This window comes from Variovorax ginsengisoli (assembly GCF_030486595.1).
Taxonomy (GTDB): domain Bacteria; phylum Pseudomonadota; class Gammaproteobacteria; order Burkholderiales; family Burkholderiaceae_C; genus Variovorax; species Variovorax ginsengisoli_B.
The window spans coordinates 18,306-37,650 of record NZ_JAUJZH010000019.1 but is presented as its reverse complement, the minus strand read 5'-3'; the positions used below and the strand labels follow the sequence as shown (position 1 = coordinate 37,650).

The 19,345-nt window shown below is 58.2% G+C and carries 15 protein-coding genes and 1 tRNA gene; 6 read left to right on the top strand and 10 right to left on the bottom strand.

From position 1 onward, the window contains the following. Positions 1-308 precede the first annotated feature (308 nt). The gene (locus QZH52_RS23735) at positions 309-1,127 is read left to right on the top strand and encodes a DUF6988 family protein (protein ID WP_286657981.1); all 819 of its coding nucleotides are present in this window, start codon (positions 309-311) and stop codon (positions 1,125-1,127) included. A gap of 51 nt (positions 1,128-1,178) precedes the next feature. Here QZH52_RS23735 and QZH52_RS23730 read toward each other — a convergent pair whose 3' ends face one another. The 3 genes from QZH52_RS23730 to QZH52_RS23720 form a co-directional block, all read right to left on the bottom strand. Further along, positions 1,179-1,484, bottom strand: a complete 306-nt coding sequence (locus tag QZH52_RS23730; protein ID WP_076196773.1) for a DUF736 domain-containing protein — start codon at positions 1,482-1,484, stop codon at positions 1,179-1,181. 591 nt (positions 1,485-2,075) lie between these two features. Continuing rightward, on the bottom strand, positions 2,076-2,525 hold the full coding sequence (locus QZH52_RS23725; protein ID WP_286539787.1) for a thioesterase family protein: 450 nt from the start codon (positions 2,523-2,525) through the stop codon (positions 2,076-2,078). A 243-nt stretch (positions 2,526-2,768) separates the two neighbouring features. Then, entirely contained in the window at positions 2,769-4,775 is a 2,007-nt protein-coding gene (locus QZH52_RS23720; protein WP_286541427.1) for a ParB/RepB/Spo0J family partition protein, read from the bottom strand. A gap of 757 nt (positions 4,776-5,532) precedes the next feature. Between QZH52_RS23720 and dndB the strand changes: the two genes are divergently transcribed. Genes dndB through dndE form a run of 4 tightly spaced genes read left to right on the top strand, consistent with a single transcriptional unit; the run spans position 5,533 to position 10,541 of the window. Continuing rightward, positions 5,533-6,717, top strand: coding sequence for a DNA sulfur modification protein DndB (gene dndB, locus QZH52_RS23715; RefSeq protein WP_286539788.1), 1,185 nt, complete (start codon positions 5,533-5,535; stop codon positions 6,715-6,717). Further along, a complete protein-coding gene (dndC, locus tag QZH52_RS23710) occupies positions 6,718-8,172 on the top strand; it encodes a DNA phosphorothioation system sulfurtransferase DndC (RefSeq protein WP_286539789.1) in 1,455 nt (484 codons plus the stop codon). Between the two features lie 3 nt (positions 8,173-8,175). Then, entirely contained in the window at positions 8,176-10,161 is a 1,986-nt protein-coding gene (gene dndD / locus QZH52_RS23705; RefSeq protein WP_301812986.1) for a DNA sulfur modification protein DndD, read from the top strand. Beyond that, entirely contained in the window at positions 10,161-10,541 is a 381-nt protein-coding gene (dndE, locus tag QZH52_RS23700) for a DNA sulfur modification protein DndE (protein WP_076196785.1), read from the top strand. Before dndD ends, dndE begins: the two co-directional genes overlap by 1 nt. A gap of 14 nt (positions 10,542-10,555) precedes the next feature. On the opposite strand, the gene QZH52_RS23695 is transcribed toward dndE, so the two are convergent. The 5 genes from QZH52_RS23695 to QZH52_RS23675 all read right to left on the bottom strand — a co-directional run bounded on the left by QZH52_RS23695 (position 10,556) and on the right by QZH52_RS23675 (position 17,244). Next, positions 10,556-11,014, bottom strand: a complete 459-nt coding sequence (locus QZH52_RS23695; protein WP_286539792.1) for a DNA phosphorothioation-associated protein 4 — start codon at positions 11,012-11,014, stop codon at positions 10,556-10,558. Further along, the gene (locus QZH52_RS23690; protein WP_076196789.1) at positions 11,007-13,088 is read right to left on the bottom strand and encodes an AAA family ATPase; all 2,082 of its coding nucleotides are present in this window, start codon (positions 13,086-13,088) and stop codon (positions 11,007-11,009) included. Before QZH52_RS23690 ends, QZH52_RS23695 begins: the two co-directional genes overlap by 8 nt. Then, complete coding sequence (locus tag QZH52_RS23685; RefSeq protein WP_076196791.1) at positions 13,063-13,251, bottom strand: hypothetical protein; 189 nt, start codon at positions 13,249-13,251, stop codon at positions 13,063-13,065. Before QZH52_RS23685 ends, QZH52_RS23690 begins: the two co-directional genes overlap by 26 nt. A 10-nt stretch (positions 13,252-13,261) precedes the next feature. Further along, positions 13,262-15,355, bottom strand: coding sequence for a DEAD/DEAH box helicase family protein (locus tag QZH52_RS23680; RefSeq protein WP_301812985.1), 2,094 nt, complete (start codon positions 15,353-15,355; stop codon positions 13,262-13,264). A gap of 80 nt (positions 15,356-15,435) precedes the next feature. Beyond that, positions 15,436-17,244, bottom strand: a complete 1,809-nt coding sequence (locus tag QZH52_RS23675; RefSeq protein WP_286539796.1) for a DUF262 domain-containing protein — start codon at positions 17,242-17,244, stop codon at positions 15,436-15,438. Between QZH52_RS23675 and QZH52_RS38675 the strand changes: the two genes are divergently transcribed. Then, on the top strand, positions 17,224-17,769 hold the full coding sequence (locus QZH52_RS38675) for a helix-turn-helix transcriptional regulator (RefSeq protein ID WP_366919316.1): 546 nt from the start codon (positions 17,224-17,226) through the stop codon (positions 17,767-17,769). The two genes, QZH52_RS23675 and QZH52_RS38675, sit on opposite strands and share 21 nt — an antisense overlap. On the opposite strand, the gene QZH52_RS23665 is transcribed toward QZH52_RS38675, so the two are convergent. Both QZH52_RS23665 and QZH52_RS23660 read right to left on the bottom strand, forming a co-directional pair. After that, a complete protein-coding gene (locus tag QZH52_RS23665) occupies positions 17,753-19,087 on the bottom strand; it encodes a tyrosine-type recombinase/integrase (protein ID WP_286539797.1) in 1,335 nt (444 codons plus the stop codon). The two genes, QZH52_RS38675 and QZH52_RS23665, sit on opposite strands and share 17 nt — an antisense overlap. Positions 19,088-19,259: 172 nt before the next feature. Continuing rightward, a tRNA-Phe gene (locus QZH52_RS23660) sits at positions 19,260-19,335 on the bottom strand. Positions 19,336-19,345: the final 10 nt, after the last annotated feature.

Sequence of the window (19,345 nt, the reverse complement as noted above, 5' to 3'; positions counted from 1 at the left end):
GCAGACCTTGACGGTGAGAACGGCGTGATACGGTGCAGGGAACAGCAAGCCAGCCCTCCCCTCGCCCCTGCTCCTGCAAACGCAGTGCGCAGCGCCGACAGGCGCGAAGGCGTCAGCGATGAAAGCCCGAAGGGGCGAGACGCCACCGGCGGCTCGATGCGCAGCACGACAGCGCGGCCGGCATCGCCGGAGACGCACAAGAACGCTTGGGCTGGATGACGGATATGTGGAGAGTCGTAGAGCCAGCGATCCGGCATTCAACAAACCCTCTGAAGCGCAAAGCCGCCTTCACGAATCGCCGTTGACCCGTGGAACCGCAAAACCAGGAAAGCGGATCGGCGAGTAGACGCAGATACGGGTTTACTCATTTGGGAACATCCGCAAAGCCGCTAGGCAGGTGCCTGCCTGCGCAGATCTGCTGTCGCTCAACAGCAGCACCGAGCGAATACGATGTCTGCATGGAAGCTGCTCAACAAGGAACCTCGGACGATCCCCTGGAAATCATGCTCCGTCGTTCCGACGAGCTGCACGAAGCCCTGCTGCACCTGCTCGACGGCGCCGATTTCGATCCCTCACCTCGTGGCGAGGCTGCCTTCGGCATGTGCTCCGTGGCGCTCGAGCATGGGCTCAGCCTGCGCGCCTTGATGGCGATGGGATTGGCCACGTCGGCAGTCGGCCTGATGCGGCTTCAGTTCGAGGCCTTGACCCGCGCCATGTGGCTGCAATATGCAGCCAGCGATCTGGCCATCGAGAAGCTCAGCGCACCGCTGACCCTGCAGAGCGAGCAGGCCGCGAAGAATCTCCCCTCGGCCAGCGAGATGATCGAGCAGATCGGCAAGCGCGTCGGACCCAACGTGCCCGCGGCCGCGCACCAGATGCTGGCGCACTTCAAGGACGTGTCCTGGCACGCCATGAACTCTTTCGTGCATGGCGGCATCCACCCGCTGCGCCGACAGTCCGAGGGCTTCCCGGTACACTTGGCCCTGCAGATCCTGCGAAATTCCAATGGCCTGCTCACGATGACCGCCATGACCCTGGCGGTGCTGACGTGGGATGAAGCCGTCGCCAAGCCGATGAGCAAGATCCAGCCCGCGTTCGCCGACTGTCTGCCTGACTTGTTGAAGTAGCGGCCTTGCAGGGAACAGCGCCCCGCTAAAGCGGGGCGCCGAGGGCGACGCTCAGTCGCCCTTGCTGCGCGACCAGATCAGGTTGTGCGCACCGTCCTCGCCTTCGACCAGGCGGGCGTAGATCGTTGCCGGGAACGACGGATCATCGAGGGTCACCGAGAGGTAGGGGCGTTCGGCCCGGCTGAGCTTCTTCCACGCCGCGCCGATCTCGAAGTTGCCGGCGACGATGCGGTAGTCAGGAGCGTTCTCGCTCTCCTTGTCGTTGGGAACGATCTTGACCTTGACGTTGAGCGTCAGGGTGCGAACCGTGCCGGTGTAGCTGTCGTTCTGTGCGGTGAAGGTGCCGATGTTGGCCATGATGAAGTCCTTTTGAAGTTGACCAGGTCGCGCCCATCGCGGCCTTGGCGTGATCCGATGGGCGAGGGTCCGGGCGCGCCGCATCCCATAGCGAAGCGGAGGGGCCGCAACGCAGTGAAGGATCGGGAGGCCCGAGAAATTTGCCTCGCGAGGAAGACCGCAGGTCGGGGAAATTTGTCGGGCCGGACGGTTGCGGCGAACAAGCCCGAGGCGGCGCGAAACAAAGTGCAGCGCCTCCGTGCCCTCGCCAGGATTCACGACAAATACAAGGCCGCTGTGGGTGTGATCCTGTCGCGAAAGGACGCATGGCCCCAGCACCGTCTCCGCCGCAACAGTGTTTCCGGCACGACCCCCGAAGCGATCCCAGTCCATGTCAGCCGCGCAACGAAAAGGAGGAACGATCCCACCGCATCCGCGCTGCCAGTAGATCCGGCATTTGTGGCGCGGAAGGAGCTGCGCATCGGAACGCTCTCTGTGAGCCACCGTCGTCTGGCGGACTGTTAGCCCGCTTCCTTCAGGACGGCTCGCACGACATTCGAGCGCAGCAAGTTGCGTCGTGTCCGCGCTCCACCACTGGCGGGGCGCGCATTTCTAGGTTCCAGGGCATTGGAGTGCCAAAACCTTTGTCGCGATGCGCGACTCCATCTGTGCCCGCTGGACAGCCACCAGCGTGACAGTGGCTTCGCAGACGACCTCGTGCGCATCGTGGGCCTGAACGCGGAATGTCGCGCTCCGGTCCCCCAGCCGTTCAAGCCATCCGCGCAGTCGCAGCGGCGACCCTGGCGGAATTGGTCCTCGATGCTCGATACGGATCGAACGGCCGACCACCACTTCAATTGCGACATCGACGTGCTGCTGCATCTCACGAATGCAAATGGATTCGACCACCGCAACCAGGTACCCGGTGGCAAGACATTCGATCAGTCGCTCTGCATACCCGCTTCCGTGCGGAAGCCGCGAGAAAAGCGACTTCGCAGTCTGGTCGGCCGGCACGGTGTATGACTCTTCAAAGAATATCTCGCTGACGCCTTGGTGGTTCATGGGGTATCCGGGTGGGGTTGTCGAAGGCTCGATCAGCGCGCTGGATTGCAGGCGATCGGTGCTGTTCGATGCTCCTGTGACCAGCAGGCATCCCCAACCCACCGCAGCGAGCGCTGGCGTAGGGTGGCACGCAGGGAGCGTTGGGCTTGTGCGTTCCGGAAGTTAAAACGCGCGCGGCAAACCTGCCGCGCGCGTCGCGCCGATTTCTCGATCCCCGGCCTCGCGGCCGGGGATTCATGAGGATCACACCGTTGCGTGCGCGTCCTCTTGGGCTTCGGCATCAGCCTGCCCCTCAGCAAGCGGTTCAGCGCCTGCAACGTCAACTGCCACTGCCTCCTGGGCGCGGAACATCGCGGGCAGCCAGCCTGTACCCGCCGCCAGCCGCTCGGCCTCGCTGGCGATCTGCGCCTTCTTGAGTTTGCCGAGCCGGTTCACCTCACCGCACGCGAAGGTGTGCACCCCTTCCAGTGCCTTGGCCTTGGAAACGTGATCGAAGTAGCCCGCTGCGGTCGGTGTCCACCACGCGTGCATGTCCAGCCCCACGGCCTGCGCCAGCGCAGCAGCCGGGGCCTCGTCCTCACGCGAGGCGATGGCCGTTACCGTAAAGCCCACGCACACCGCCAGCAACGACAGCTGTTCCTGTTGTGGCATTGCCAGCAACTCAGCGAACAGCGCATTCGGGTCGTGGGGCAGGCGTTCAGCCCAAGCCTCTCGCACCTGCCGCATCCCCACAGCAGCCGGTGCCTCGGCCACGTCTGGGGCGTACTGCTCCAGCCTGTCTTGCGGATTGGCGGTGATGTTGATGGGCGAACCGTAGTGCGCGTCATGAATGACGCGCAATGCAAGCCGATGCACCACGGCGACCAAGGCCACCTGCGGGTGCCGAGCAACTTCCGCCTGAAGGGCGGCGGTTCGATGGGCACTCAGACGCTTGACCAGCCTCTCAGAAATGGTTAGTTTGGCTTCCTGCTGTTCGCCGCCCCCTTTGGTTTCGTCATCCGGACTGTGCCCATCACGCTCCTGCTGCCGCAGCGTCTTGGCCTGCTCTTCGCGCAGCAGCCCACGATGCACGATCACACCGCCCATGTGGTCGAGCGACACCACAGCCCCCGCCGCCGCCATCGTGCGTGGCGGATAGACCACCAGCGTGCGTTCGATGGCTTCGAGTTCGTTGCCCAGACCGTCCATCTCGTCCTGCGCAGCCTGCGCCTGCTCGTCCGTCATGTCCTCGTTCTCGTCGTCGAGGCGGTCTTGCAGCTTACGTTGCAGCGCTTCGAGCTTGGCGATGCGCTTGGTCTCGGCCTTGCTCGGCTCGCGCCGCTTGCTGCGCATGCGCTGGAACTGGTGCAGGTCGGCGTAGGTGGCACGCGGGGCCACGTCCACCCAACCCCAGCCCTCTGCCTGTACCTGCTCGGCCATCGGCGCGAGCCGGTCTTTCGCCAACGACTCAAGCAGGGCCGCGTCCGTGAGAAAGATGCCGTTCTGTTCATCCGCGAACAAGTCACGCCGCACAGCGCCGCCAGCCTGCTCGTAGACCGGAACCCCTACGAACTTCGCCAGCGCATCGCGGTTCGCATCGATTTCCTCGTGCGTGAGGTGATCGCGCAGCGCCTCCGGACTGCGCTGCCACTGCGGGGACGCATAGAACGCCGCTTCCTGTGCCGCATGGTCGTCGGTGATGGCAAGCGCCATCAGCTGCTCCAGCGTCACTGCATCAATCCGGTAGTCGGCCAGCAGGCGCGGCGAGACGTTGGCGAGCTTCAACCGCCGCTGCACAACCAACGGGGTCACGCCGAAGTCGGCTGCAATGTCCTCGATGGGCCGTCCCTCGGCCACCAGATCGGCGAAAGCCTCGAACTGGTCGGCCGGGTGCATGGCCTCGCGCTGCACGTTCTCGGTCAGGCTTACCGTGCGCGCCGCCGCCTCAGACCCCAGCAGGCAGGCCACCTCGAAGTCCTTGGCGAGCTTGCGCCGCTTGACCAGCAGCTTGAGCGCGGCGAGGCGACGGCGACCGGCCACAACCTCGTAGTGCTCGCCATCAGCGGCCAGCACCACATTGAGGTTTTGCAGCAAGCCCACACGGGCGATGCTCGCGGCCAGTTCGGGAATCGACGTGCCGCCGCTCTTGCGCACGTTGCGGCTGGAAGGCCGCAGCTTGGACAGCGGAATCAGCAGCAGTTCCTGCGCAGCCGTGACGGCTGCGACAGCAGCGGCGACGGCAGTGGTTTCGTGAAGGGTAGCGGTGTTCATAGTTGAAAACTCCTGTCCCGTGTCGGGACCTTGAAAATGAAGAAAAAAAAGCGGAAGGGGGTTCAAGATGTCGGTGTCTGCATGCGCGGCTCTCCTGTGGTTTCCCACCCCAGCCGGATTCCAAGATTCGGAGCCCGGTGTTGGCTTCGGTGGGTTCGGCGCAGTGACCTGGGCTGGTCGCTGTTGCCGCCGTCTTTCCTGAGTTCATCGCCCGCGAAAAACCGGGCCGGCGGGGACTGGCCGTCAAGGAAACAAGCGCAGGGTTGGGGCGGCCCGCAGCCGAAGGCGAGGACACGGCCCTGCGCGCCTTGACGGCCAGGCCTCGGTGGCTACGGTCGCGGGATCAGCGATGAGGGAAGGGAAAGACGGATTCCCGGCCAACGGCCAGGGAAGCGACGGACCCACGGCCGCGCGGCGAGCGCCACCGCGTGTCGTGGGCACGCCTAGCTGGAGGTGAACAAGCGCGGAGCGCGCTTCGGCAATGTGCGCTGGCCGATCAGGCGCCGCCTGTTCGGCGGCATCGAGGGGCGCCAAGCTTGCGCGGCGGGGATTGGCGTCGCCAGTCCCCTGGAGGGACGTTCAATACAGTCAAGCGAAGATGACCGATCGCGCTCAATGCTCCAGTCCTTTGCACATGGCATCAAGCATCGCCGGCTCGACGGAGCTCAAGCTTGGCGGGCTATGAAAAACGATCGCTTTCTTGGTGACTCAGCGCACGACGTAATTGACTGGCCCAAACGTCGCGACAACGAGCTGCATGACAATCGGCGACGCGGTACGTTTGTTCATAAATACACAAACAAACCTGCTAAAATCGACAAACATGGCAGAAAATTTCTCATATGTTTTCCCCGCGATACGGGGGGTGCAGGCCGGACGCGAGTACTACGTGTCGATGTGCCCTCTGCGGTTGCTCCCGCGCCTCTTCTCTTTCGGCGAGGAAGAACTTGTTCCGGAGTTGCGCGCGCAGCGGACGCTCAACAAGGCCCGCGTGCCAGACATCGCGCGTTACATCGTAGAAAACAAGGATAGCTATACGTTTTCGGCCATTACCGTTTCCATTGACGGATCCATCCAATTCGATCCGGTAGCCAACAAAGGCCCCGCGTCGTTTCGCATGGGTGCGTTGACCGTGTCGATGGACGCAAAATTTATCGTGAACGATGGTCAGCATCGTCGCGCTGCGATTGTTCACGCGCTGGAAACGGCTCCGGAGCTTGGCGAAGAAACGATTGCTGTCGTGTTTTTTCTGGACCGCGGACTGAAACGCTGCCAGCAGATGTTCGCGGACCTCAACCGTTATGCCGTCAAGCCATCGGCCTCGCTAGGCGTGCTCTATGACCACCGGAGTACAGCTGCGAGTCTGGTGCGGCACCTTAGCCTGGCTTCGCCCGTCTTTAAGAATCTCATCGAGATGGAAAGCTCGTCTCTTGCGCCTCGCGCTCGCAAGCTCTTCACGCTAAGCGCTTTGAACTTCGCAACATCTGAACTGCTTTCGGATAAGGAACTCGACGACTTCGAGTCTGCCAGCAAGAAGTGTCTTGAGTTCTGGGAAGCGGTCGGAGAACAGATTCCGGAGTGGACGTATGTGCGTCAATCGAAGATGACCTCGGGTGACCTTCGTCGCGATTTCATTCACTCGCACGCCATCGTGCTGCAGGCATTGGGACGTGCCGGACGCGCTCTCTACCAGTTGTCGGCGACTGAACGGGCGAAGCGCCTCAAACGATTGCGCGAAGTCGACTGGTCCCGGAAAAATGCAACCACTTGGGAAGGCCGGGCGATGGTCGGCGGGGCGATGGCCAAGTCCGGCCAGAACATCACATTGACATGCAATGAGATCAAGCGAGTGCTTGGCCTCAAGTTGACACCTGAAGAGAGCGCGGCGGAGGAGGCATGGGCCTCCTCGCGACGTCCGCGTCGAAACACTGGACGTAAGTAAATGAGTACTCCTTTTGAAGAGATCGTCGCGGAGATACGCGAACTGTATTTATCGGACTCGATCCCCTGGATCATTGGCTACAGCGGCGGTAAGGATTCGACTGCGTCATTGCAGTTGGTGTGGTCTGCTGTCGCCTCGCTGCCGCAGGAGAAGCGCGTTAAGCCGATCCACGTGATCAGCACTGACACTTTGGTCGAGAATCCAGTGATTGCAGCCTGGGTGCACTTGTCGTTGCAGCGGATCAACATCTCCGCGCAGCAGCAAGGCCTGAACATCACTGCCCACAAGCTCACTCCATCCCTCGAAAACCGCTTTTGGGTCAACCTGATCGGCAAGGGCTATCCAGCGCCGCGACCCAAGTTTCGCTGGTGCACGGACCGACTCAAGATCAGCGCATCGACGACATTCATCCAGGAGTTGTCCGAAAACAATGGCGAGGCCATCTTGGTTCTGGGGCAGCGGCGGGGCGAGAGCCAAGCGCGCGACAAAGTGATGGACCAGTACAAAAGCAGCACACGTGCTCGCCTAAGCAAAAACAAGGACCCGAGGCTCTCCCGGGTGTGGGTCTATCCTCCTATCGAAAGTTGGACCAGCGATGACGTTTGGGAATATCTGATCACGCAGCCGAATCCTTGGGGTATCGACAATCAGGAACTCTTCGCCATTTATCGCGGTGCCACACCAGATGCGGAGTGCCCAATCGTCGTTGACACGTCGACTCCAAGCTGCGGTGACAGCCGTTTCGGATGCTATGTTTGCACGATGGTCACGCAAGACAAGTCAATGCAGGCCATGATTCAGAACGACGAGCAAAAGCAATGGATGCAGCCCATCCTGGATTTCCGGAACAAGCATCTCGCCATCGAGGATCGATCGTTGCGCGACTTCCGCAGGATGAATGGCAGGCTCACTGTTTTTCACGGCGAGCTTGTACACGGACCTTATACACAAGACCATCGCAAGTTGCTTCTGACGCAACTGCTGGAAACGCAGAAACTTGTCCAGAAAGCGGACGAAGCACAGGGGTCAAATCTCATCGAGCTGATCTTAATTGAGGAGCTTGAGGAAATCAGACGACTGTGGGTAGAGGAAAAAGGGGAGATTGAAGACTTCGTCCCCAGCATCTACGCAGGTGTCTTCGGCATCCCCTATCCCGGCAAGGACCTTGAGCAATCGCCACTAGACGCGCACGACCTGAAGCTTCTGGAAGATGTCGCATCGGAAGTGGATCCGGATGCATCGTCAGAGCTCTACAAACTGACGCGATCTCTTCTTGCCACACAGTTCCAGACGATCGAATCCCACAAACGGTCAAAGCATCTTGATCGCCTTGAAGAGGTGCTGCACCACTATGCCTTTCGCAATGAGGGCGAAGCACTCCAATTCGCGTTGGCGAGTCAGAAGGGTGAAGCTGGCGGTGCCAACGATGCAGACACAAACGGACTGGTTGCGTAGACGATGGCAAAGCTAACAATCTTAAGCATTTCGGTCGAGAATCTCGGTCCTTTCAAGGAGCGGCAGACCCTCGATCTCCGTGTCACCGGCCGTCGTCCAGTCATTCTGGTGAAGGCACTCAACGGTAGTGGCAAGACAACCTTGCTTACAGCGCTTCAGGTCGGGCTGTATGGCCATAAAGCAATCAGCGGGATGAAGCGCACCGAGTACGAGCAGCTGATGCTTGGGATGCAACGCAAGGACGCCGTTGGGACCAGTTCCGTAGAGGTTTTGGTTTTGGTGGAGATCGGCGGCGCGCCGCGCACCTTGACCGTTCGCCGGGAGTGGCGTCGAAAGGGATCTGACCTCATCGAGAGCTTGAGCATCTTTGAGGACGGCAGCAAGGATCTGATTTTCTCCGACACCTGGGATGAATTTATCGGATCAATTCTTCCGGCCGAGCTGGTCCAGCTTTTTCTCTTCGACGGGGAAAAAATTGAGGCTCTCGCCAATCCAGAACGACTCCCTGATCTGCTAAGACGGGCGACTGAGGTGTTCCTGGGTATCGGCGGCATTGAAGCCCTCGGGGGTGATCTGAAAGCACTGGAGCGTCGCTCCATGCTGAAGAACAAGGACTCGTCTGCCGAGTTCGAATCTGCCAGAGCAAACGTTGCCTCTTGGGAAGATCAAGAGCAATCGCTCGCGAACGAGCTTGGAAACTCAATCCAGGCGCAGGCGTCCGCGAAGAACGTAGTCGAACAGGCTCAGCGTGCCCTGAGCAAGTACACAGCCGAAGCGCAGCGGCGAGGGCTTGCCGCCTATGAGCAAGCTGCCAGCATTCGACACACAGTAGTTGTGAGCCAGAAGGAATCAGAAGCCGCTCGAAGCGCCCTGGCCGAAGTACTTTCGGACCCTGTCCTTCCCATGGTGTGGTTGCCGAGCCTTTGGCAACGCTATATCGAGAGCTGGGAAGCCGATCAACATTCGCGCCACTCCAAGTTATTGGCCCAAGAATTTAAGAAACGGGATCAGCGCCTCGTTGCCGCAATGGCCCAGAAGCTTCCGAAAAATGCGACGGATGCCTTCCGCCAAGCACTAGCGGAGGACCTACAGCAATTCTCTTCAAAACGGCCAAGCAACCAACCGACACTCCAGGACGCTCCGCCCAAAGAGGCAGAACGCCAGATGGAAGATGGAAAGAAGCGACTCCGGCAAGCACTTGATCGATTGGCTGCAACGCGGGAAGACCTTGACCGGGCGGAGCAGCAGATCGGGCAGATTCCGGCTGAGGAACAGATTGCGACTATCCTCAAATCCTTGCAGGAGCGAACCAAGGAAGCTACTGCTGCAGAAGCCCAGCTGGCCGCGATCACCACGCGCATTGAGGAACTACAGACAAATCTCATCCATGTGCGAGCGCGACTGGGTGGAGCACAGGAGCGCCTCACGACCGAGTTTCGCGATCGTTCCTTGGAAGCGAAGGGACTCGACGCCTCCATACGCGCCCGAAAGGCGCTGCTTCTTTTTAAGGATAAGTTGCTTGCCTCCAAGGCCCAGTGGCTGTCGGAGATGATCACGAACGAGTTTCGCAATCTTCTTCGGAAGCGCAATCTTGTTTCAAAGGTCTTGGTCGATCCAGTGTCCTATCAGGTATCCATAGAGGATGGGAAAGGCCAGGAGCTTTCGATGGACAGGCTTTCGGCTGGAGAACGACAACTCCTTGCTATCTCGGTCCTCAGCGCGCTCATCAAGGAAAGAAAGGGCGGAAGATTTCCCGTCGTGGTCGATACGCCGCTTGCGAGGCTCGACCAAGAGCATCGTTCATCCTTGATCAAGCGTTTTTTTGCGACCGTGTCGCATCAGGTCGTCGTGCTGTCGACTGACCAGGAGGTTGACGGCATTGCTTACGACACCTTGAAGCCATACACCAATTCTGAGTATTCGCTGGATTACGACGATGGTGTCGGGTCCACCACCATCAACAAGACCACGGCCGAGAGCTTCGCGTAATGGATCGAATCAGACTAAATGCGTCCGCAAAGAATCAGTTGGCGACTTTGAAGCGACGGACGGGAATCGAACACAACAACGCGTTATGCCGACACGCGTTATGCATCTCGCTGGCCAACCCGTCTGTGCCGCCGCTCGAGTCCTTCTCCTTTGGCGGAGGCATCGAAATAGATTGGCGCACCCTAACCGGCGGCCAAGACGCGCTTTACCTGAACCTCTTGGCCGTTCGAATCTTGTCCGAGGGCAAAAAGGTGAGCGAAGAGGTTGTTCGGCAGACGTTCATCCAGCATGTGCACCGGGGGCTTTCATACCTCGTTAGTAGGCGGGAGGACGACTTGCTTGTCGAGCTCGCGAAATCGCTGGAAGCCATCGCGAACTGACGCGCGTGCAGTGGTCAGATTTTTAGCTTCGAGAGGTCGAATGTTGGCGTGTCAACGCTATCTCGTTTTCTTGTGTCGCTCACCATGAGCAGGATGGCCTGACTGAAGTCGACCTGCCCCTTGGTTTCTTCCGCAAGGATTGAAAGTCCGCCATTGGCAAACTCTTCAAACACCAGTGAGCGCTTGGCAATCATCTCATCGGAGTCTTCCAGAATCGCCGCTGACTGCTCCGCTTGAACAGCTAGCAGGTTGATCAATGTGTCATAGCCCTGGCGATCAAAGACATCCTGTCGGATCGGCTCCGCAAGCGAATCCGGAAGCGGCTCCCGCCGTCCTCTCGCAGCTCCCAGAGCTGCCGAGAAGGCAATTACGTCGGCCTGCAATTTGAACGGCCCAGTCCCGTCGTCCACGGAAAGAAATTTCCGGATGAGCTCCTGCTTGTCTTTTGCAAAGCGGATGCGTCGTTCAACCATTGCTGATCTCCCGGATGATCGAATACTCAAATTCGTTGGCGCTCTTCACGACCAACGGGTAAGAATGACCGCGTATATCGATCAGTTCTGATGGGATATCGCTCTTCGTCGTACAGTATTCAATTACGTATGCCTTGCCAGCTCGACTCGCCAAAGCGTTGGCAACTTCTCCGTTCCACTGGGTTGGCGTGACCATCAGGATTACCTGATCTGCAAGTGCTGTGATCTTGTCTGCAACTTGGGTGCGATAAGCGGATCCCAAGCTCCCAAACGGAGAGTCCATCACAATTGGATAGGTACTCGCTTCAGGTCCGGGCAACTTCTCCTTGTTACGGGTGAAATCTCTCGCGACGTCAATGACGGCTCCGATGAACGCGAGGCTCAGGATTTGATTCTCGCCTTGAGAGGCAGCGACCGGTAGCGCGGTTCCGCCGGCGGATTCCAGTAGTCGAAGGGCGTAGGTCTCGGTGACCTCGGGGACATAGGGTGTATACGAAATCTTTGCGAACAGGCTTCGTACCTTCTCTGTCAAGGTGCGCCTGAACGTGCTCTCGAAGAGGCCTCTCGATTCCTGAAGGCGCGAGATCGCGTCCAAGGTCGCCTGCAGGCGCCTTTGCGCCAACTGCTGCTTACCCTCGCTTTGCTCACTCTTACGCAGTTCAAGCAAGATAAGACGGAGGTCTTCTTCGTGGCGACGGCGGTCGTTCTTCGCGCTGCCGATTTCCTGATTCGCCTGCTCAATAGCTTCTACGGTGGCCTCAAACTGAGCTTCGAGATCCTTGACGCCCTCCTGCGGGCTTAGCCGCAGCCTTTGTCCAATGTCTTCCAGCTCTGTCTGAATGCGACTGATCTCTTCGCGATCAGCCGCAATCCTTCGCTGCTGCGCATCACTTTGATCCCAGAAGTTTTCTTGTTGCGTTCGCAGCTGTCTAACCTCTCCCCCCATACGGATCGCCTTTTCCTCAACTTGCGCCAGACCCGCTTTGTCTTTCCAGCGTTCCACAGCTTCACGTGCACTGCGCGACTCATTCATGTCTAGCGAACGCTCACAAATGCATGTGTACTTGCCAAGCAGATCATCAACGAACTGCCTTTTGATCCCGGCGGGTAGTTCGCCCTTCGCGCGCAGACTCTCAATCAGATCTAAGAAATTCTGACTTGGCCCGGACAGAAACGCCTTGTAGGCATCTGCATTCAGAAGAGCGCTCAGCTGGCTTTTTGCGGCGGTCATGGTGTCCGTTGCGCGCTCCAAGTCTGTCTCGAGCTGCTCGCGCCGCTGTTGGTCGACCTTGACCTCATCAAGCTTTGATAAGCGCTGTTTGAGTTCCTTCTGTCGCTCACGTTGCCCAACGAGGTTCTTGGTGGCCTGATCTGAGCGCGCCTCTACCCTCGCCAACTGTTCTTCGATGCCGGCCTTGCGCTGGAGAATCTCCTTTGTCGCGGCGTCACCCACTTGCTCAAGCTCCTTTTCAAGCGTCTTCCTCGCAGCACCGAGATGCCGCACCGCACGCTCAATCACCTCCAATCCGAGCAACTTCTTCGTCGCATTGGCGATGTCGTTCTGTTCTTCTCCCGAGGGTTGCACGATCCGCTCGATACGTTCGCCGTCAAAAAAGAAGTATGTGTGTAAGTCTCTTGGAAGTACTCTTCCGATCACATCTGCAGTGTTGGTTTCCACTTTCCACTTACCATCCTCTGCAGCCCACATAAGGGTGGTAAGGGGTGGGCCTTTGGATACCAAGTCCCCGTCATCCCCCTTTACCGCTTGCACCAACTTTTTCAACAAGTACTGGCGTCCCAAGTGTTCGAACTTGATCTGCACCCACGCGTCTATCGTCGCACCAGGCGCAGACTCGCGAATTGCTCTCTTATTGATGATCTGGTCTTCGAAGAGAAAGCCCTTGCTGACTGAGTCGTACATTGCCCATGTGAACGAGTTGAGCACAGCGGTTTTACCGGCTCCGTTCGACCCATACAGGACTGTGACATTACCCTGGCCAGTCGCAAACTTGACTGGTGGCGTTTGTCCGTAGAACTGGCGAAAGTTGTTAAGCTGAAGTTCTAGGAGAATCATTCACCACCTCCTTGATAATTCTGAGAATGTCGTCATTGATATGCGGACGTTCCAGATAGAGGCGCTCGGCCTCAAGCTTCAAAACTCTGGTAATTATTCCTCGCACCTCCGCAGGGTCACGCCGCAGTGGCTCCATCGGATCGATTGCTTTTTCTTCTTCCATACTTTCCTCTTTAGAGATCCATCAGGTTGAACTTCTTTTGGAGAGGCAAGATTGTCGCGCGTGCCTCACCGGAATTGATCGCGAGATCTGCAAACTCCACGAATCGGACTAGCTCTTTGCGAAGCAGGCTACGCTCCGATTCGCCGACGACGCCCTCTTCGGGCGGGACGACGACCATGTCATAAACGACTGCAGCGTCTTTGCCTGGGGCGCGTCGAAGAACGCGCCCCCGCCGTTGGATGAACTGCCGGGGATTGCTGCTGCTGGCCAAGATAATTGCCGTCTGAATGGAGGGAATATCGACGCCTTCATCGAGGCAACGGATTGCGACAAGGCCCTGCAGGGTCCCATCATCGATTGCCTTGCGCAGAACTTCGCGTTGGTCGAGATTCTCATCGGCCGTGTACTTCGACACGCACATCCCCAAATCGCTTCCCAGCAAGCGCATCGCTTCGTCAAGTTGCCGCGCAACTCCCAAGTCAGTTTCGGTTTCCACCGTTCCGTCGCCGCAGTAAACGAGAAAGTGGCCTTGCCCTTGGAGGGCTGACGAGAACAACTGCGTCAGTGCCACCAATTTGTTGCGGGCAGATGCAACCAGTCTTCCTCGCTCAAGCAGTTGGAACTTCAACGAAGTTGACTCCGCGTCGGCATTCCACAGTTTCGCGATCTTGGCGCTGATCTCCAGATACCGCTCGCGCTCGTCGTCGTCCAGCTCAATGAGAATTGGAACGTACCTGTAAGGCACCAGCACGCCTTTTTGCAGCGCCATCTTGAGCGTGAACTTCGGCTCTATGACCGGACCAAAATAGTTGAATATTCGAGCAGTTCCCTCGAGATCGAACCACCGTTCGGGCGTGGCCGAAAGCCCCAGTCTCAAAGTAATTTTTTCGGGAAGAGCCGAAGCGAGGTTCTCTGAACCCAGGTTATGCACTTCATCACCAACAATGAAGGTCGTGGCAGGAAAGTACCGCAGCCGGCTTTGAAAGGAATCAGAAGAGAAGGTACTGTTGGTTGTCAGCACGCACATGAATTTGCGCGTTCCACTATGCACGTCGTTCAGCTGTGCGGTCAATCGCTCGGCCCATCGATTGATGGACTCGAATGCCAGCAGAGGGTCAATGCCAAAACTCTCTGCCTCCCTGCACCACTGTTGGACAAGATGTCTGTATGGGCAGACAACGATGAGGGCTTGCAACCCCATCTGTTCATAAAGCCGCACAGCCGCGGCGAGGGCGGTGATTGTTTTGCCTGCGCCGGTGGCCATTTGCAGGACACCCCTGCCCCCTGCTGCTACCCAGTTGCGAATTCCGAGCAACTGATGATCCTGCAACCGGATGGTCTCGGGAATTTGCGGGCTGCGCGGTCCGCGCTTGGTACGACGTACCTGCTCTTCGTCAGGATCGAATTCTGGAGGCTGGTCCCGGCGAAATTTCGCCAATACCTCTTTCGCGATCTCGGTGAAGTCCTCCACCACGAGGGCCGGATTGCCAGGTGCGCCGGCCCACAAGTCATCGAAGTCAGCAGCCTTCGCCCTCGTACGGCCGTGTGGGTCGTCCCATGACCAATACACGTCGATCGATTCAAAGTTTGAAACCAAGCCACCAGTGGTTTCGTTCTGTGATCCCGTGAATGCGATCATCGCGCCAGACGCGTCTTCGAAGACACCAATTTTCTCGTGATAGATGCCCCGGCCTAGCTTCCCGGTGCGGGGGTCGACGCGCAGGGCTAGCTTGATCTCAAGCGCGTTGATCGAAATCAGCCAGGCCAGTGCACTCAATCGCTCTCGTTCGAGTTCATCCTGGAGTTGCTCAAGCTCAGTTTCGAAGAGCTTGCGAATTCGCTGACCTCGACTTTCGTAGCCCTTCTCGATGGCTTCGGTGTCCTCGGCAGACAGCTGCGGCGAGGTAATCAGCTGAATTTTCCCGCCTGACTTGATCAACCGTGCGGCGCCGCGCGCGGCGAGGCTCAACGAGCCGCTGGTGAAGTATCCAACCGCACGACGGTACAGCACCGCATTGGTCATGCACGGCACATAGAAGTCATCGACGACGTTCCCCGCGTCTGATCGATAGGAGATCTTTGGCTTGATGCTCTGGAGGCTCATGACTATGTACGCCCCGCGGCTTCTACGCTGGAGAGGCCGGTACCGTGGATCCGTTGGTCATGGCCGTACTTCATGACGGTTCAGACCACAAATATTTTCAGAGCCATCGCCTTGAGTTCTTCTTTCCAGGCGTTGACGGCCGCAACGTTCCAGATCGCCAGGGACGAGATGCGAACATTAAGTGAGATCGTTGACTTGGCAAATACCGCCTTCTTCTGCAGAAACGGCTTGTTGCCTACCGCATCATTGTCTGTTGGACCGAGGATGGTGAGATTGCCGAGGGACTGTACAACCGCGTTCAAGTGAGGATCGCTCGGCGCACTGTTCTGTGGGTATATGTGTTCGAGAGTTGTATTGGCAAAGTCGAGAACGCGAGACTTGTCTTTGCACACCGGGGGCCCTTTCGCACCGTCCTGATACCACCGGGCATAGTGCTCGATGGTCATCAGGAAGTACTTGATCGTTTTGTTACTTGCAAGCGTTGAGTACTCCAGTTCGCCAAGGGCGGTCGTGAACCGGGTGTCGCTGGCGTGGGCAAGCAAGAGCGGTTGCAAGTCCGCCTTCAGCGTCGAGATTTTGTAGGTCGATGGCGCGTCTCTGATTGCCACTGCCTGCTTGTTATAGACGTTGGTAGCAGGTCCGATATGAGCGTTCGAAACACTTTTATAGCGAAAGACGAACCGTTCCAACATCTGCACGATGTCGGAGAAGGTTTTCTGCTTCAGCGCAGTGGCTGCGATCAAGAGTGGGATGCAGTTCGTGTGTTTCAGCTCGCGGAGCAGCAAGCCCAATCGGTCACGGTCCCAAGCAGTGACGGTTGAATGACCCGACAGTGGCCATTGTCCGTCCAGCATCAAGGCGATCTTCTTGAAGTCCTTGCCGAGGTCTTCGACAGCGGTTACTAGGCCAGCAGCCTGACTTGCCGTAAGAACAGCGGGATGGGTAGGGATGAGATGCTGAAGAAATTCATCATAGAGCGTCGTCTTGCCTGGCCTTTTCCCAGTGTGTGACGCGAATATCCAGCGCAAGACTTCTTCGACTCGGCCTGGAGCCTCACTTAGTATGTCGTCCCAACACTTTTCGATTCGATCCAGCTGCTCTTGAGTTGCGACGGCATCCAAGACCTCCATCGTCTTCGCACGCAATAGCTCGCCTTCAGTGAGTCCAACACCGCGATCGTTAAGGACTTGGAAAAGGTTGTATGCATGTTGAACCGTGGTTGTTTCCATGTGGATCACCGTCCAGTCGACCTCCAAGACTTTCGCAATATTGGCAAGTTGAGTGACCTTTTGATGATCAGTTGACTCCTGCGCAACAAGGTCGGTGATGTACTTGCCAAGCGATACGTAGGCCGCCTTGAGGAGCTTGTGAGACGTTCGCTCGGCGTCGTCGGGATTGTTTCCTTGAATCAATTGCACAAAGAACAGGTAGTCCGGCTTTGAGAGCTCCAGGCGGGCGACATCCTCAACCTTGAGAGAAACCGTGTCATCCAGTCGCAAGAACTGGGCGCGCAGCGTGCCTGCACGGTCTTCGAGAAATTTGCGCAAGGAGCCATCTGCATCCGCGACAAGCTTTGTCGAAAGCTCCAACATCACGTTTATGACTTGCGCGACCAAGATCACAAACGTCGCGAGGCGCTGCTGTCCATCTATAACTTCAAGCTTGGTCGCGCTTCCGGCATGCGGTCTGGCCACTGTCACCAGGCCGCCAAAAAAGTGTGGGCGTTCCTGTGATGCCTTTCGCGCCTTCAGGCTGCCGCCAAGATCTGCCTTGAGATCGTCGATCTCTTCGGCGGTCCACGCATAGTGGCGCTGGTATTTCGGCACCCTAAAGATTCTCGTGGGACCGAACAGCCCAGCAATGCTCTCATGACGAGGTGTGATGACCAAAGTGCCTCCATGGGATCGGCATTTCCTACGCCGGGCATGCCTGTCTGTTCATTTTGTAACAGTGTAAACAGATTCAGGTGCAGGCGGCTATCGATTCTTGAGCGCGATTGCACTACTCGATGCATTGTGCGATGGGTTTTCAGGGGGCGACACGGGGACTTGAACACGCCTGACCCAAGGGAACCGCTAGCTTGTACCGGCTGCGCTGGGGGTTGCTGCCGTGAGTTTGCCTGGAACGCTATGGGACGCATTCTTGGGTACTTGGACCACATCGAGATCGACATGCACTTTCATCAGTCGCTGCCCAAACCCAGCACTTCCAAGGCTCCCCCCGCGTTCTACCGGCTACGCGATGTCATGCGGATAACGGCCCTCAGCAGGTCCACCATCTATCGCCGCGTTGCCGAGGGTCGATTTCCATCGCCCGTCCATCTTGGCGGTCGCGCCTCGGCGTGGTCTAGCGCCACTTTGCAACAGTGGATCGATGACCCAGAGAACTATGGCGTGCCTACGCAGCAAGCCTGAGCGTTTCAGCCAGCCCTCCGAGGTGCTCATGCCTCGATTTTGGAGTGAGGCCGCGCAGCTCAATCCACGGGGTTACTGATTTTTCTTCTGCCAGATCGTCGAGCAAATTGGCCCATAGCTGAATCATTTCACGGCGTTGGGCCAGAAAGGTGGCGCGGTCGTAGCTACCGCCTAGTTCCTCGTCTGATACATGGGCAAGGTGGCGCTCAATCACATCACGGTCCCATCCCAGTAGCTCTCGGATAAGGGTTCGCGCCGTAGCGCGGAAGCCGTGCCCCGTAATTTGCTCCCTCGTGTCGTACCCGAGTGTTCGTAAAGCACTGTTTAGGGTGTTGTCACTCATATATCGGCTTGCCTCCGAGCGCTTCGCCATGCTTTTGAAGATGGGACCGACCGGTCCTGTAAGCGGGAAGATGTCGCGGAGAATGTCGATCGCTTGCGTAGGCAACGGGACCACGTGGGCCGGCGTCCGGATGTCCCGTTTCATCCATTCGCGTAGCTTCATCTTTTCGGGAGGGCATCGCCACAGGGCCTTCTCGAAATCGATGTCCTCCCAGTCCGCGAGTCGCAATTGCCCTGGGCGCTGAAACAGCATTGGGGACAGCTGAAGCGCCGCGCGAGTTATGACGTGGCCGTTGTAGCTGCGGATGTCGCGTAGCAGTTGACCCAATTTCACTGGATCTGTGATGGCTGGATAGTGGCGCGCGCGTGGTGGCGGCAGGCCGCCGGTCCGGCTATTTACGAAGTTCTTTGCTGGCTCCAATGCCCCGACGTCCACCGCGTACTGGAAGGCGTGCTGGACGACCTCTCGCACGCGTTGCGCGGTCTCAAGGTTTCCCCGTTCCTTGATACGGTGCAGACAGCGTACGAGTTCGGTTGGCTTGATAGCCTCCATGGTCAGAGGGCCAAGCCACGGGAAGATGTGCAACTCCAGATGCCGCATCACCTTTTCGGCATAGTTCAGAGACCATTCACGGTCTTTCTGGGCCTGTGCGTGCCAGGCTCGCGCCATCAACTCGAAGGTATTGAGTTTCGCCGCCCTATCGCGCTCAGCTTGGTCTCGGCGGGCGTTCCGAGGATCAATGCCGCCTGCTCGCTTCTCGGCCCCTTCACGGGCCTTCTTTCGCGCGGAGGCTAGGCTCACTACCGGATATGCGCCCAAGCTGAGCTTTGCCTGTTTGCCTGCCTGCTTGTACCGGTAAATCCATACCTTGCCGTTCGGCCTGACGCGAAGGTAGAGCCCTTCGCCGTCGGAAAGCAGATATTCGTTGCCGCGCGGCTGCGCCGCTTTGATCTGGAGTTCGGTGAGCTGTCCCATGGTGTACCCCCGGAGAGACTGAAGTTAGAAATCAGTCTGGGGTACACCTAGGGGTACACGCAAGAACGGGACGTTCTGGGATTCAGCGATACCGCTTGAGCCGCCTTTTCAGGCTAAGCCCTTGATTTACAAGGACTTGTGAGCTGACTTGGGATCGTCTGAGAAAAAGAAGTGGTGGCCTGGGGCGGAATCGAACCACCGACACGCGGATTTTCAATCCGCTGCTCTACCAACTGAGCTACCGGGCCTTGGTGTACA

Coding starts and splice junctions, on each gene's coding strand:
- QZH52_RS23730 (WP_076196773.1), bottom strand. CDS start 1,484: ATGGCCAACATCGGCACCTTCACCGCACAGAACGACAGCTACACCGGC.
- QZH52_RS23725 (WP_286539787.1), bottom strand. CDS start 2,525: ATGAACCACCAAGGCGTCAGCGAGATATTCTTTGAAGAGTCATACACC.
- QZH52_RS23720 (WP_286541427.1), bottom strand. CDS start 4,775: ATGAACACCGCTACCCTTCACGAAACCACTGCCGTCGCCGCTGCTGTC.
- dndB (WP_286539788.1), top strand. CDS start 5,533: ATGACAATCGGCGACGCGGTACGTTTGTTCATAAATACACAAACAAAC.
- dndC (WP_286539789.1), top strand. CDS start 6,718: ATGAGTACTCCTTTTGAAGAGATCGTCGCGGAGATACGCGAACTGTAT.
- dndD (WP_301812986.1), top strand. CDS start 8,176: ATGGCAAAGCTAACAATCTTAAGCATTTCGGTCGAGAATCTCGGTCCT.
- dndE (WP_076196785.1), top strand. CDS start 10,161: ATGGATCGAATCAGACTAAATGCGTCCGCAAAGAATCAGTTGGCGACT.
- QZH52_RS23695 (WP_286539792.1), bottom strand. CDS start 11,014: ATGGTTGAACGACGCATCCGCTTTGCAAAAGACAAGCAGGAGCTCATC.
- QZH52_RS23690 (WP_076196789.1), bottom strand. CDS start 13,088: ATGATTCTCCTAGAACTTCAGCTTAACAACTTTCGCCAGTTCTACGGA.
- QZH52_RS23685 (WP_076196791.1), bottom strand. CDS start 13,251: ATGGAAGAAGAAAAAGCAATCGATCCGATGGAGCCACTGCGGCGTGAC.
- QZH52_RS23680 (WP_301812985.1), bottom strand. CDS start 15,355: ATGAGCCTCCAGAGCATCAAGCCAAAGATCTCCTATCGATCAGACGCG.
- QZH52_RS38675 (WP_366919316.1), top strand. CDS start 17,224: ATGACGAGGTGTGATGACCAAAGTGCCTCCATGGGATCGGCATTTCCT.
- QZH52_RS23665 (WP_286539797.1), bottom strand. CDS start 19,087: ATGGGACAGCTCACCGAACTCCAGATCAAAGCGGCGCAGCCGCGCGGC.